Annotated in this window: 13 protein-coding genes; 7 read left to right on the top strand and 6 right to left on the bottom strand. The window is 31.3% G+C overall.

From position 1 onward, the window contains the following. The 3 genes from RMN92_RS11020 to recR form a co-directional block, all read right to left on the bottom strand. Positions 1 to 2,421, bottom strand: a 2,421-nt coding sequence (locus RMN92_RS11020; RefSeq protein WP_309609497.1) for a polysaccharide biosynthesis tyrosine autokinase, incomplete at its 3' end; no start/stop codon positions are given. 9 nt (positions 2,422 to 2,430) lie between these two features. Next, on the bottom strand, positions 2,431 to 3,225 hold the full coding sequence (locus tag RMN92_RS11025; protein WP_309609498.1) for a polysaccharide biosynthesis/export family protein: 795 nt from the start codon (positions 3,223 to 3,225) through the stop codon (positions 2,431 to 2,433). A gap of 163 nt (positions 3,226 to 3,388) precedes the next feature. Further along, positions 3,389 to 4,009 carry a recombination mediator RecR gene (gene recR / locus RMN92_RS11030; protein WP_309609499.1) on the bottom strand — a complete coding sequence of 207 codons (621 nt, stop codon included), beginning with the start codon at positions 4,007 to 4,009 and terminating at the stop codon, positions 3,389 to 3,391. Between the two features lie 146 nt (positions 4,010 to 4,155). Between recR and RMN92_RS11035 the strand changes: the two genes are divergently transcribed. Further along, the gene (locus tag RMN92_RS11035; protein ID WP_309609500.1) at positions 4,156 to 5,652 is read left to right on the top strand and encodes a sodium:solute symporter; all 1,497 of its coding nucleotides are present in this window, start codon (positions 4,156 to 4,158) and stop codon (positions 5,650 to 5,652) included. 271 nt (positions 5,653 to 5,923) lie between these two features. Beyond that, positions 5,924 to 6,595: a hypothetical protein gene (locus RMN92_RS11040; RefSeq protein ID WP_309609501.1), complete on the top strand. Its 672-nt coding sequence runs from the start codon at positions 5,924 to 5,926 to the stop codon at positions 6,593 to 6,595. A gap of 71 nt (positions 6,596 to 6,666) precedes the next feature. On the opposite strand, the gene purE is transcribed toward RMN92_RS11040, so the two are convergent. The 3 genes from purE to RMN92_RS11055 all read right to left on the bottom strand — a co-directional run bounded on the left by purE (position 6,667) and on the right by RMN92_RS11055 (position 8,970). Beyond that, the gene (gene purE / locus RMN92_RS11045; RefSeq protein WP_309609502.1) at positions 6,667 to 7,149 is read right to left on the bottom strand and encodes a 5-(carboxyamino)imidazole ribonucleotide mutase; all 483 of its coding nucleotides are present in this window, start codon (positions 7,147 to 7,149) and stop codon (positions 6,667 to 6,669) included. Positions 7,150 to 7,241: 92 nt separating this feature from the next. Beyond that, the gene (locus tag RMN92_RS11050; protein WP_309609503.1) at positions 7,242 to 8,399 is read right to left on the bottom strand and encodes a 5-(carboxyamino)imidazole ribonucleotide synthase; all 1,158 of its coding nucleotides are present in this window, start codon (positions 8,397 to 8,399) and stop codon (positions 7,242 to 7,244) included. 31 nt (positions 8,400 to 8,430) lie between these two features. Then, entirely contained in the window at positions 8,431 to 8,970 is a 540-nt protein-coding gene (locus tag RMN92_RS11055; protein ID WP_309609504.1) for a hypothetical protein, read from the bottom strand. Between the two features lie 73 nt (positions 8,971 to 9,043). Here RMN92_RS11055 and hpt point away from each other — a divergent pair, with 73 nt between their 5' ends. From hpt to RMN92_RS11080, 5 genes are all read left to right on the top strand, one after another. Further along, positions 9,044 to 9,577 carry a hypoxanthine phosphoribosyltransferase gene (gene hpt, locus RMN92_RS11060; protein WP_309609505.1) on the top strand — a complete coding sequence of 178 codons (534 nt, stop codon included), beginning with the start codon at positions 9,044 to 9,046 and terminating at the stop codon, positions 9,575 to 9,577. 104 nt (positions 9,578 to 9,681) lie between these two features. Further along, positions 9,682 to 10,254: an adenylate kinase gene (locus RMN92_RS11065; protein ID WP_309609506.1), complete on the top strand. Its 573-nt coding sequence runs from the start codon at positions 9,682 to 9,684 to the stop codon at positions 10,252 to 10,254. A gap of 77 nt (positions 10,255 to 10,331) precedes the next feature. Then, a complete protein-coding gene (locus RMN92_RS11070) occupies positions 10,332 to 11,618 on the top strand; it encodes a hemolysin family protein (protein WP_309609507.1) in 1,287 nt (428 codons plus the stop codon). A gap of 185 nt (positions 11,619 to 11,803) precedes the next feature. Next, positions 11,804 to 12,811: a GTPase ObgE gene (gene obgE / locus RMN92_RS11075; RefSeq protein WP_309609508.1), complete on the top strand. Its 1,008-nt coding sequence runs from the start codon at positions 11,804 to 11,806 to the stop codon at positions 12,809 to 12,811. Between the two features lie 388 nt (positions 12,812 to 13,199). Then, positions 13,200 to 14,483, top strand: a complete 1,284-nt coding sequence (locus RMN92_RS11080; protein ID WP_309609509.1) for a hypothetical protein — start codon at positions 13,200 to 13,202, stop codon at positions 14,481 to 14,483. Positions 14,484 to 14,555 lie beyond the last annotated feature (72 nt).

Here is a 14,555-nt window from a genome sequence, read left to right on the forward strand (position 1 = left end):
AAATTTAACAATTGGATTTTTAGGCTCTTCATTTTCATGATAACCATTGGCATAGTTTCCATATCCGTAGCCATAACCATAGCCGTAACCATATTTGGCTTTGTTTTCAAAACCATTTAAAATGATACTAATATTTTTTAATTCACCTCGTTTGTGTTTGTTATTCACCAAGGTAAGCATGTCCTTTTTTGTTATGCTTTGCCTTACTACGTATAATGTGGCATCGCAAAAAGGTGTTAATTCCAAAGCATCAGAAACCAGTCCAACTGGTGGTGTATCCAAAATAATATAATCGTATTTGAGTTTTAATTCGTCAAGCATTTCTTTCATACTATCGCCCATAATCAACTCTGCAGGATTTGGAGGAATAGGGCCAGATGGAATAAAATCCAAGTATGGAATTGATGTTGATTGGGTAATTTCTTCTAGGCTTTTTTGACCAATCAAATAATTTACCGCTCCAATATTATTTTCAATTTGAAAATCTTGGAAAATTTTTGGTTTTCTTAAATCCAAACCAACGATAACTGTTTTCTTTTCGCTTAAAGCAAATACTGTAGCAATATTTATTGCACTAAAAGTTTTCCCTTCTCCACTTATTGATGAAGTGAGCATGAGCACTTTTGAACCAGATTGTTGTTTTTTATATAAGAATTGCAAGGATGATCTTATGGATCTAAAACTTTCTGCCAGAGCAGATTTTGGTTTTTCAAATACAGCTAAATTACTTTTTCCAAGTTTTTTCCCTACTACTCCCAATATTGGAATAGTTGTAAGTCTTGAAATATCATCAGTATTTTTTATGGTATTGTCTAAAATTGTTATGATAAAAATAAAAATTAATGGCAATAGTAAACCCATGAATAAAGCTAAAATATAATTTACACTTGTTTTGGGTCCCAACAATCCACCGCCAGTATCTTTGGCTGGATCTATAAACTGAATATCAGACAAATTTGCCGCTCTAACAATGTCGGCTTCGCTTCGTTTTTCTAGAAAGGAATTGTAAACGTTTTTATTCAAATCGTATTTCCTATTTATTTTGACCAACTCTTGCTGTTGGGCAGGAAGTTTCTTGATATTGTTTTCTACCAAACCAATTTTTCTATTTACAGCAGATAAATCATATTGAATAGCAGATTTTGCAGCGGAAATATTTTCCAACAAAACCCTTTTTAGTGCATCCATTTGGACATCAAAATCTTTGAATTGCTTGTCATTTTTAACCGCATAACTCATGGCAGATCGCTCTGCAGATAATGTAGTAAGCTTTGAAACATTTTCAATAATATTAGGATCATCGATACCAGCAACTGAAGGTGCTGGCAGTTTTGAATAGTCAGTACTGTTTATTAAATAAGATTTTAAATTATTATAATAAGCTAATTTCCTATTTATTACATCTTTTTGAACATCAAGATCGGATATTTTATCAGTATATTTTTCGCCACCAAGTTCAACTTCATAAATATTTTTATCCAAACTAAATACTTTGAGTTCGTTTTCCGTATCTTTCAATTGACCTTCCATAGCGACTAATGTGCTGTCAATAAAGGCAATTGTATTTTTTGCGAATTGATTTTTGGCTTCTAACTGTCTGCTTATGAGCTTGTTTACAGTTCCGTTTAAATAATCAACCATTCGGGCTTTGTTTGTTCCTTGCAAATTCAATTGCAAAACTCCACCACCTTTACCATCAGAAGATATATCGATATTTTTATAGTTTTCAACTATACCATTAAAATTGGCAAATCTTACTATATGAGTAGATCCATCATAAAAACCTGGGTTATTTGTAAGTTCTAATTTCCAATTCAAAAATGGCAGAGAAACAGTTTCGCCAATTTTATATCTTTTTTTAAATTCACCAATGACAACATTTGTACTACTTAAAACTTCAGTATTATAATTTAACAATGATACTTTAGAACTTTCAAAATTTATAGAAATTTCATATTCGGTAGGACTTAAAAATTTTATATTTATTAACTGATCCGTAATTTGAGGAAAATTTTTATTAATATTTATATAAAACGGAACTTCGCCATAAGCATCTTCAAGGTTGTATTTGCCTTGTCGTAAATATTCAATAAAATAGTTTAATTCTTTAACCACCATTTCATTGTGAGATCTTGACTTGATAGTTGTAGTCAAATTTTGAACCTGATCTGAAGTGCCGCCCCAATTGAATACCAAACTTGTATTTGCAGTAAAAAAAGGATTGTTTTCCTCCTTGTATGCTACTGTTGTTGAAACACCATAAATTTTCTGTTTTCTAATGTTTACTTGGTAGGCAACTGTAAATGCGATAACCAAAGTGACTATAAACCAAGGCCAATATCCAAATACTTTTGTGAAAAAAGCTTTGAAATCAAAATTATTTTGGGTTTCAAAAAAAGAAAAATCTTTAGTGTCAAGCATTCTTAATTGTTAGTTTTTAAACAATAAATAAGTAGTAACTATTAATGATACTGCTGTTAAAATTGTTGTGAATGACTGCAAACCATTGGTGCCAGTTCCCCAAGATTTCTGTTTCAAAGGTTTTACATAAATAAAATCGTTTGGCTGAACATAATAATATGGCGATTTTAAAGCCTCAATTGTAGTTAGATCGATAGCGTGTATTTCTGTTCCACTAGGATTTTGTCGAACAACCATTACTTCTTTTCTATTTCCTGTAATAGTAATATCGCCACTATTCGCGATGGCTTCTAAAATGGTTACTTTTTCTTGCAATAATATTTTCGAACCAGGACTGTTTATTTCTCCATTTACGGTATATCTTAAACCTGCCAATTTTACTGTAACAAAAATATTTGCAGAAGTGTTAAAATATTGTTCAAGCAACTGTTTCTCCACTTTAATTCTAATTTCTTCAAGTGTTTGCCCAATTACATTGACTTCCCCTAAAACTGGAATTCTAATATCGCCATGATCATTGACAGAAAATCCGTCAAAATAAAGCCCTTCAGCAGAACTAGTATTGCTTTGCATTCCTGAAACTGACGGATTAAATATTTCAACAATTTTTTGGTCTAAAGCTTTTATTTTTATACTCAAAACATCATTCACTTGAACTCGATATGGTTTGAGAACTACGGGAGTTATGGTAGATTCTTGATTGTCGTTTTTGCTCGGTTGTAAATATTGTAAATCTTTTAGTGGCACACATGAAGTCACAAAAAAAATACAAACCAATGCCAAAAAACTATATATTTTACTCATACGTGGATACTATTGTTTTTTTAAAGGAATATTGAATTCGCATATCTCAATTTTAGTTCAATCCTAATTTTAAAGTATGTCATTTCATACTTAAACACAATTTCGTTAAACAAATATAGTTTATCATTTGTAAAAATAAAATCATATTTATGTTTAAATTGAATTAATTATTTTTAAAAGAATTTTCAAAAGGAATTCTATTCACAATACTCCTACCCAATGTTACTTCGTCAGCATATTCCAACTCATCGCCTACAGAAATTCCTCTGGCAATTGATGATGTAATTATGTTGCAATCTTTAATATGTTTATAAATGTAAAAATTAGTCGTATCGCCTTCCATTGTGGAGCTTAACGCCAAAATTATTTCGGAAATATTTCCTGATTTCACTTTTTCTACCAATGAATTAATATTTAGTTGACTAGGTCCAATGCCGTCAATAGGAGATATTCTGCCTCCTAAAACATGATAAATACCTCTAAACTGTCCAGTATTTTCGATAGCCATAACATCCCGAATATCTTCAACCACACAAACCATTTGATGGTTTCTTTTGGGATTTGCACATATTTCACAAATATCAACATCGGAAACATTGTGGCAAGACTTACAAAATTTTATTTCAGACCGCATATTTAATAAAGATTGCGATAAAAATTCGGTCTGTTCTCTGGGTTGTTTTAATAAATGTAGAACCAATCGCAACGCAGTTCTTTTACCAATTCCTGGCAACTGAGACATTTCGTTGACTGCTTTTTCTAATAATTTTGAAGAAAATTCCATTTGGCAAAAGTAGTGTTTTTTGTTTATTTGTTAATTCGTTTATTTGTCTAACAAACAATTGTAAATAATTCATTTTTCAAATAAACAAATAACAAATCCACAAATAAACATTTTTTTGTATTTTGCACAGAATTAAAATCAAATCCATGACTCCATTTGCTATCTTATCATTAATCATTATTTATTTTGGATTGCTTTTTATAATTTCTCATGTTGTGAGCAAAAAGGATAGTGGTAATGAAGCTTTCTTTAAAGCCAATAAAAATTCTAAATGGTATTTGGTAGCTTTCGGAATGATTGGTACCGCACTTTCGGGTGTTACTTTTATATCGGTTCCGGGGGAAGTTGGAAATCCAGATCTCCAATTCAAATATTTTCAGTTTGTATTGGGCAACGCCATCGGATTTATTATTATTGCAAAAGTATTGCTACCGCTATATTATAGAATGAATTTGACCTCTATTTACAGCTATATCGAACAACGTTTGGGTGTGGTTAGTTACAAAACTGCTGCCACCATTTTTTTAATAAGTAGAACTATTGGTTCGGCTTTTCGACTGTATTTGGTGGCTATAGTTTTACAACGATATGTTTTTGATTATTATGGAGTTCCATTTACATTTACAGTATTAATGTCGTTGGTTTTAATATTTACATACACTTACAGAGGCGGTTTAAAAACAATAATTATTACCGATGCTTTGCAGACATTCTTTCTTGTTTCATCTGTTTTTTTGACTATATTTTTTATTTGCAAAAGCTTAGATTTAAATATTTTCACCGCTTTTGAAGAAGTCAAAAACAGCAATTATTCTAAAATAATTTTCTTTGACGATTATAACAAAGGCAATTATTTCTGGAAACAAATTTTAGGCGGCATATTTGTTACCATTGCAATGGTAGGACTGGATCAAGATTTAATGCAGAAAAATTTAAGTTGCAAAAACATTGGCGAAGCCCAAAAAAACATGTTTACTTTCACAGGTATTTTTGTAATAATTAATATTTTCTTTTTAAGTGTAGGTGCTTTGTTGTATATGTTTGCTGAAAAAAATGGAATTCAGGTTCCAATTGTAGATGGTGTTCCAAGAACCGATTTTTTATTCCCTGAAATTGCTTTGAAATCGTTAGGATTAATTCCTGCTGTTGTTTTTTTACTAGGATTAACTGCTGCCACATTTGCAACTACAGATTCGGCTTTAACGGCTTTGACAACTTCTTTTTGTGTGGATTTTTTAGGCATGGATAAAACCGAAAATTTAAATAAACCCAATATTGTAAGAACTAGACATTTTGTTCACATAGGATTTTCGTTTTTAATGTTTTTGGTTATTGTGATTTTTAATTCCGTAAACGATGCTTCGGTAGTCAAAATGATTTTCAAAATTGCATCTTATACTTACGGACCATTGTTGGGATTGTATGCTTTTGGATTATTTTTAAAATCTAAAACTGTGCACGATAAATTGGTTCCATTTGTGTGTGTAATTTCGCCTGCAATTTGCTATTTTATAAGTACCAATTCTGCAAAATTGTTTGGCAATTATGTGATTGACAATGAATTAATTATTGTGAATGGCCTGATTACTTTTATGGGATTGTTGTTAATAAGCAAACCTGCAACAAAAGAAACGCGGTTTTAGCCCTGATGGAAGTGGAAATCCTGTCATTGCGAGGAACGGGCGCCATCAAATCGTAAGATTGCTTCGTTCCTCGCAATGACAGATTGCAACGGATAGCAGGAAATAGCTTCAAAAAAAACAAAGGTACTACTTTGAGAAAAAAATCGGTTGAAAATTTGGAATTTGATTGTATTTTGTTATAAAAATGTTATTTAATGGTTGAACTGATTTTATAGCTGTAAATTGTAAACTAATTCGATTTACGAGATCGTAAATCTAAAATAATTGTAAAATGAAGTATAAAATTGAAATAGAAAACATCGAAATTGTTGATGAAATTGAGAAGTATTGGACGAATGATGATTATGTAAAATTGCTAGGAAAATTTGATTATCCGGATGGTTCTGAAGCCGACAAAGACAGTTTGAAAGACTTGTTGTTTATGGCAATTTCAGATTTTGAACCTCGTGAAGCTGCAGCTATTGTGTTGGAATATAAGTTGTCTGAGCAATTAAGTGATGGGCAAATTCAGCAAATTTCGAGTGATATGTTAATTGACAAAGTGTGTGAGGAATATAGAGAAATTGGCTTGCATTCAACTTTATTTCACATCAATCAATTGTTGTTTAAGGCGTATAATGGAAAATTTCCGAATGCAAAAGCGACAATAATTAATTGTAAAATTTCGCCTTTGGAAAGTGAAACAAATGATCTTTTGTCGAAAGAAAATGTGTTAAAATTGTTCGCTAACGGATTGTCTGATAGCAATATAATTAACAGATTGTTTGACCAAGCGATGCATTTTAACGCAACTTTTCCAGAAGCTGAAGACATTTTGTGGGATTTAGAAAGTACTGATAATTTGAATTTCAAAATTACAACTTCAGAATATTGGTTGGGAAAAGAAGATGTTTTGAGTTCAGAATTTGAAGGTGTTTTGGAAGAAGTGAAAGAAGAAGTTTAGGAATTAAAAAGTTTTTAACCATTAAGATATTAAGAAAAATTAAGACTTAAATATCTTAATGGTTTAAATTTCTATTTCTTTAAATCTTGAGATGATTTATTAACAGTTTCTTTGAGACTTTCTTTATAGGAAATTATTTTTTCTAAAACCATTTTATTAGAAGAACCGATGATCTGAGCAGCTAAAATTCCTGCATTTTTTGCACCATTTAACGCAACAGTTGCAACAGGAACGCCACCTGGCATTTGTAAAATTGACAAAACAGAATCCCAACCATCGATGGAATTACTAGATTTTACAGGAACGCCAATGACTGGCAAAGGCGACATCGAAGCGACCATTCCTGGCAAATGCGCCGCGCCACCAGCACCAGCAATAATAACTGAAATGCCATGAGTGTGCGCATTTTTACTAAAATCGAATAATTTTTCTGGTGTTCTGTGTGCTGAGACGATATCGACTTCGGTTTCAATATCGAATTCTTTTAGGATATCGATGGCTTCTTGCATTATTGGCATATCGGAAATGGATCCCATTATTATGGCTACTTTCATATTTATTTAAAGATTTAAAGATTTAAAGATTTAAAGATTAATTTGAATCACATACCCAAATTTTTTAATCATAAAATTTTTAAATCTTTTAATTAACTAATAACTCTAATACTATTCTTAACTTCTTGAGCGATTTTTCTAGCCACAACCATATCTTCATTTACAATCGTTACATGACCCATTTTTCTAAATGGGCGCGTTTCCTTTTTACCGTAAATATGTGGAGTTACACCATTAATTGCCATTATTTTCTCTATATTTTCGTAAATTACATTGCCAGAAAAACCTTCGGCACCGACCAAATTTACCATTATTCCTGCAACTTTACTATCGCAATTTCCTAAAGGAAAATTTAGAATAGCGCGTAAATGATTTTCAAATTGAGACGTATAACTGGCTTCTATTGTGTGATGTCCAGAATTGTGTGGTCTTGGTGCGACTTCATTTACCAAAATCTCGTCTTTTTCAGTTTGAAACATTTCTACTGCCAATAACCCAACGTGATTGAATTTCTCTGAAACTTTTAAAGCAATTTCTATCGCTTTTTGAGCCACATTTTTATCGATTCTTGCTGGACAAATTACGTATTCTACTTGATTGGCTTCTGGATGAAATTCCATTTCAACAACGGGATACGTTTTTACTTCGCCCGAAAGATTTCGAACTACAATTACTGAAAGTTCGTTTTTAAAAGCAATCATTTCTTCGGCAATACATTCTACGTTTGGAAGATTTTCTAAATCAGAAATCGTTCTAACTACTTTTACGCCATTTCCATCATAACCAAATTCCGTGCATTTCCATACAAAAGGCATTTTGATTGTTGATTGTTGCTTGTCAATTGCTGATTTTAGATTTTGTAAACTGGAAAATTTTTCGAATTTAGATGTTGGAATATTATTTTGAATATAAAATTCTTTCTGAATTCCTTTATTTTGAATAAGCCGCAATGTTTTTGGCGATGGGTAAACTTTCAATCCTTCGTTTTCCAATTTTTCTAAAGCTTCAAGATTAACCAATTCAATTTCAAAAGTTAAAACATCAACTAGTTTTCCAAAATTATAAACGGTTTCAAAATCCATCAAACTTCCTTGAACAAATTTATTACACCCAATTTTGCAAGGCGCTTCATCACTAGGATCAAGGACGTAAGTCTGAATGTCAAATTTTCGGGTTTCTGCAAGAAGCATTTTGCCCAATTGTCCGCCACCGAGAATTCCTAGTTTAAAATCTGATGAAAAGTAATTCATTATAATTTTTTTTAGGCAAAGATAAGATTTATCAATTTAATTTTTTTAATATTCTTCTTGCCACAGATTTATATCCTGCAGATTCCGATCCTGTATAATATTCGAGTAGTTGTTTTAATTCAGGATAAATCCAATCTTGATTTTTTCCTAACTCGAATAAAGTGTATATGGCATGTGCTTTTGGAGCAACTCGAAGATCAGAAATTAACCAATCAAAACAAGCAGTTGTTATGTTTTCTAGATTTTTTTCAGATAAATTCTTTTTAACTACACTATCTAAAACTAGAAAATGTATAAATCTTGAAACAGATCGAATAGCACTATCATTTTTTAATTCGCTTAAATTTTCGCATATAAAATCTAAATATTTAAACGATAAATCCATTTGTATTTCAAAAACTTTCTCCAAAATACAACAAGCTCTTATATGTGATTTGTTTTCAATGCTGAAAGAAAATGAAATTAATTCTGGCAATAAACTAGTATTTTGTAAAATATGCGTAGCATTTTCGACGCGATTTTGAGTATGTGCTGAACTTTTTGCTATTCTTTCAAGTAATTCTAAATTCATTCTTCAAAAATAAATAAAATATAGCAACTCAATACTAATTTCTTATCTTTGTCAATTATTTTTAAAAATAATTATGGATATTCAGCTACACGACAAAGTATTTACGCCATTTATTTCTGCACAAGAAATTGATTTTGCTATTTCAGAAATGGCAAAACAAGTTGAAGACGATTTTGCCGAAGAAACCCCGATTTTTATTGGCGTTCTAAATGGAGCTTTTATGGTTGTTTCAGATTTTATGAAACATTACAAATTGCCTTGCGAAGTAAGTTTTATTAAAATGGCTTCCTACGAAGGCACAACTTCTACAAATGAAGTGAAGCAACTTATAGGCATCAATCAAAATCTAGAAGGTCGTTCAGTAATAATTATTGAAGATATTGTAGATACTGGAAATACTATTGAGGAATTGAAAGAATTATTCAAAAAGCAAAATGTAAAACACTTCAAAATTGCTACACTTTTTTTAAAACCAGATGCTTATAAAAAGAATATTAAATTGGACTACGTTGGCATCAGAATTCCAGATAAATTTATTGTTGGTTTTGGGTTGGATTATGATGGTTTAGGCAGAAATCTTTCGGAAGTATATCAGTTAAAGGATTAAATAATTGAAAAATTAAAAGATTAAAAATTAGATTAAAAATTTAAATTTAAGGGTTCAAAAAAATCTTTAAATCTTTAAATTTTTAAATCTTTAAATTAAATAAAATGATTAACATAGTTCTTTTCGGAAAACCTGGAGCAGGAAAAGGTACACAAGCAGAATTTTTGAAAACAAAATACAATCTAGTACATCTTTCTACAGGAGATATTTTTAGATTCAATATAAAAAATCAAACCCAATTGGGTAAACTTGCCAAAAGCTATATGGACAAAGGCGATTTGGTTCCTGACGAAGTAACTACCAAAATGCTAATAGATTCTGTTGAAAGCAATTTGGATAAAAATGGATTTTTATTCGATGGATATCCAAGAACATTATCTCAAGCAGAGGCTTTAAAAGTTTTTTTATCCACAAAATCAAGTATTGTCACTGCGACAATTGCACTAGAAGCTGATGATGAAATTCTAGTACAACGTTTGCTTGAAAGAGGAAAAACCTCAGGAAGACCAGACGATCAAGACGAAGAAAAAATTAGAAACCGTTACCAAGAATACAACGAAAAAACCGCTCCTTTAATAGAGTATTATAAAAACCAAGGAAATTTTCATGCTGTAAATGGCATTGGAACAATTCAAGAAATCACAGACCGATTGACTAAAGTCATTGATAATTTGTAAATTAGCAAAAAAATAATCATTAAACGGTTTCGTAAATACCGGATAAACAAATTTGCGAATAACCAAATTAAAATAATGTGGAAATACTTATAATTTTCTTTTTAATTCTTTTAAACGGAGTTTTTTCAATGTCAGAAATTGCATTGATTTCCGCTCGAAAAAACCGACTAGAATCAGCCGCCAAAAAAGGAAATACAAGCGCCAAAACAGCTTTAGATTTAGCCAATTCTCCAAACAAATTCTTATCAACCGTTCAAATCGGAATCACCTTAATAGGTATTTTGACTGGTTTGTATTCTGGCGATAAAGTTACTGACGATGTTAGAATATTTCTAGATGGATTTTCTGTTTTGCATCCCTATTCGCATAATTTATCAGTTGGAATTGTTGTGGTCATTTTGACATTTTTCTCATTAGTTTTAGGGGAATTACTACCCAAAAGAATTGGATTAAATCATCCAGAAGCAATCGCCAAAGCAGTGGCTGTTCCTATGAAAATAGTTTCCATAATTACGGCTCCATTTATTTGGTTGTTAACCACAACAACAGATTTTATTTTAAAAGTGCTAAAAATAAAACCTACAGCAGACGGAAAAGTTACCGAGGAAGAAATAAAAGCAATTATAAAAGAAGGAACAGAAGGTGGAGAAGTCCAAGAAATTGAACAAGATATTGTAGAACGTGTTTTTCATATTGGTGACAGGAAAGTCAATTCTTTAATGACACACAGAAATTCGTTGGTATATTTATCAATCGAAGACGACGATTTAAATGCATTAAAAGACAAGATGTTGGCCGAATTGCACTCTGTTTACCCAGTTTGTGAAGACAATCTAGACGAAGTAGTAGGAGTAGTTTTTCTAAAAGACTTATTTGCAAGTTTCGAAAAAGGAAATTTCAATCTCCGAGATATTACCAAAGAACCAGCATATCTCATAGAGCATACCTCGGCATACAAAGCGCTAGAAACTTTCAAAAAAACCAAAGTTCATTATGCACTGGTTACAGATGAGCACGGAATGATACAAGGAATTATCACTCTCAACGATATTCTAGAGGCGCTTGTAGGAGATGCATCAGATTTTTATGAAGAAGAATTTCAGCTTATTGCTAGAGAAGACGGTACATGGCTGGTGGATGGGCATTATTCATTGCATGATTTTTTGACCTATTTCGATATGGACGATCTCATTAACGATTACGATGTAACCACCGTGAGCGGACTCATAATGACAGAATTATCATACATTCCAAAAGTTGGCGAAAAACTCACATGGAACAAAATGCAACTTGAAGTAATTGATATGGATGGTGTAAAAATTGACAAAGTACTAGTCAGTTCATTAAAAGAAAGTAAAAATTAGGAACATAAGGCTCGGGCTTTATCCGCAAACCATATTCCCGCTTTCGTCTTTATTTTTGCTCATTCTTCGCAAAAGATATCGACTCAATCGGGGTTAATAGACCAATTTAAGGCATACTTTAAAAATAGTTTTTTAGTCAATATTTAATCAAAATCTAATGTCTAAAATCTGAAATCTAAAATACAATGACAGAAGGAAATTTTGTAGACTACACTAAAATATACGTATCTTCTGGAAAAGGAGGCAAAGGTTCTACGCACTTACACAGAGAAAAATTTATAGAAAAAGGAGGTCCAGATGGTGGAGATGGTGGTCGTGGCGGCCATGTTTTTTTGGTCGGAAATAAAGGTTTATGGACATTGTTTCATTTAAAATTTGCAAGACACGTAAAAGCTGGACATGGAGGCGATGGTGGAAGCTCCAGAAGTACTGGACACGACGGTGAAGATAAATATATAGAAGTGCCACTAGGAACAGTAGTTCGAGATAAAGAAACCAATGAAATTCTTTTTGAAATAACTGAAGATGGCGAAAAAAGAATAATTGCCGAAGGCGGAAAAGGTGGCTTAGGAAATTGGAATTTTAGATCTTCAACCAATCAAACTCCAAGATATTCGCAGCCTGGAATGCCATCCATTGAAGCCGATATTGTTTTAGAATTAAAAGTATTGGCAGATGTTGGTTTGGTGGGTTTCCCAAATGCAGGAAAATCTACATTATTATCTGTATTAACATCGGCGAAGCCAAAAATCGCAGATTATCCTTTTACAACATTAAAACCCAATTTAGGAATTGTAGCCTACAGAGATTTTCAATCTTTCGTTATAGCGGATATTCCTGGAATTATAGAAGGAGCTGCGGAAGGTAAAGGATTGGGTCATTATTTTTTACGACATATTGAACGAAATTCAACACTTTTATTTTTGGTACCAGCAGATGCGGACAATATTAAAAAGGAATACGATATTTTGCTAGACGAACTTCGCAGATACAATCCTGAAATGCTCGATAAAGATAGACTGATAGTCGTTTCAAAATCGGATATGCTGGATGATGAACTTCAATTGGAAATGAAAAATCAACTAGATAAAGATTTTGAAGGAATACCGTATTTATTTATTTCGTCTGTAGCACAAAAAGGGCTTACCGAATTAAAAGATAAATTATGGGCTATGTTAAATACCGAAAATTAAATTCTTTATATTTTTTATCAAAGGTTTTAAAAAGGAAATCTTTTTATTTACATCTTTGAAATCCAAAGTTGATACATTTTTTTCTTATAAGTAAAAAACGTATCAATTTTTGGATTTTTTTTATTTTAAAAAATGCAAATTTTAAGCAAATCACCAAAAAAACTCCTTCATTTTGATAATTAATTGACAAATTCGAAATAGCTTTTTTTATATTTTATAGGCATTTCGGATGAATTTAATTGAGTGATAGAACTTTAACAAAATACGCGGTTTAACCTCATCAATTTTTCTATCAACATGCTTTAACTTTATAATTCAATAATAAAAGGAATTTGTCCCAAATAAATTTTGATATTTTGAATATTATAAACCAAACATACCTACTACTATGAAAAAATTTATTTTATGCATTATTTTAAGTAATACTTTATTGCTCAATGCTCAAACTGTAAAAGGAATTAATGGAGAAAAAAATTGGTTGAAATCATGGACCAATTTTAAGCCCAAACTTACCGACTATAATGAGCCTAATGAAATGCTTACTGGTGTTATAGATAAAAATACTACGTTGTACAAAAAAAATATTTATTTAATTGTTGGCAAAGTATATATTGCAAACAACGCTGTTTTAACTATTGAGCCAGGCACATTGATAAGAGGCGATTTTGACACACGAGGAATGCTAGTAATAACCAAAGGATCAAAAATTATTGCAAACGGTGAAGAATCTAATCCAATTGTATTTACCTCGAATAAATCTGCCTCTGAAAGAAAACCAGGAGATTGGGGAGGCGTTGTTGTCATGGGTGAAGCCAATATTAACAAATTTGGGAATATTGGATATTTGAATTTCAATCTAGATTCTAAGTTCAATATTTATGGTGGCGAAAATGTAAATAGCAGTTCAGGATCATTAAAATATGTAAGAATCGAATTTGCAGGAGGAAAAAATAGAGGCGTTTATGATGCTTGTTCATTAATCTTAGCTGGAATTGGAAGTGGTACAAAGGTTGATTTTGTTCAAGTAAGTTATTCTAAAGTGGATTCTTTTGAATTTTTGGGAGGGCAAATAAATATGAGTAATATGGTATCTTTCCGTGCCAACAAAGATGATTTTGATTTTACAGAAGGCATCCAAGCAAAAATAAACAATAGTATTGCCATCAGAAATTCATACTATTCAGATTCTGGAAAATCTAGGGCTTTCGAAATAGATTCTTATGATTTGGTTTCAAACGCGGATTTGACAAAAAAATTAACCAAAGTGGTCGCCAAAAACATAACGATGATAAATGAAGATGTTGAAAATACAGATGGATTGCTAAGAGAAGCAATTTTTATTAAAGAAAATGCTTATCTAGAAATGTCAAATTCTGTAGTTTCAGGTTTTAATCAATGTGTTTTGCTTGATGCCAATTTAAAAATAAATTTTGACAACCTTGAAAAGATAAAATTTCAAAACATATTGTTAAATAATTGCAAAAGCTATATCAATAGTGAAATAACTGAAAACAATAAACAACTTGAAAGCTGGTACAATAACGAAAAATTTAATATTGAATGTTCAAAAGTTGCCAATATTTTATTATTCATGGAATTAGATTTTAAAAATTTACCAGACCTACAACTTAAAAACAACAATTTATTAACCAGCAGATTAGCAAACAACTAAAACTAAATTCCCAAATCTTTTTTTAGCTTACCTGCAAGAAATTTATTTTTTGCAGGTTTTTTTTAACTCAAT

It is taken from the genome of Flavobacterium sp., from assembly GCF_031363805.1.
Classification (GTDB): Bacteria; Bacteroidota; Bacteroidia; order Flavobacteriales; family Flavobacteriaceae; genus Flavobacterium.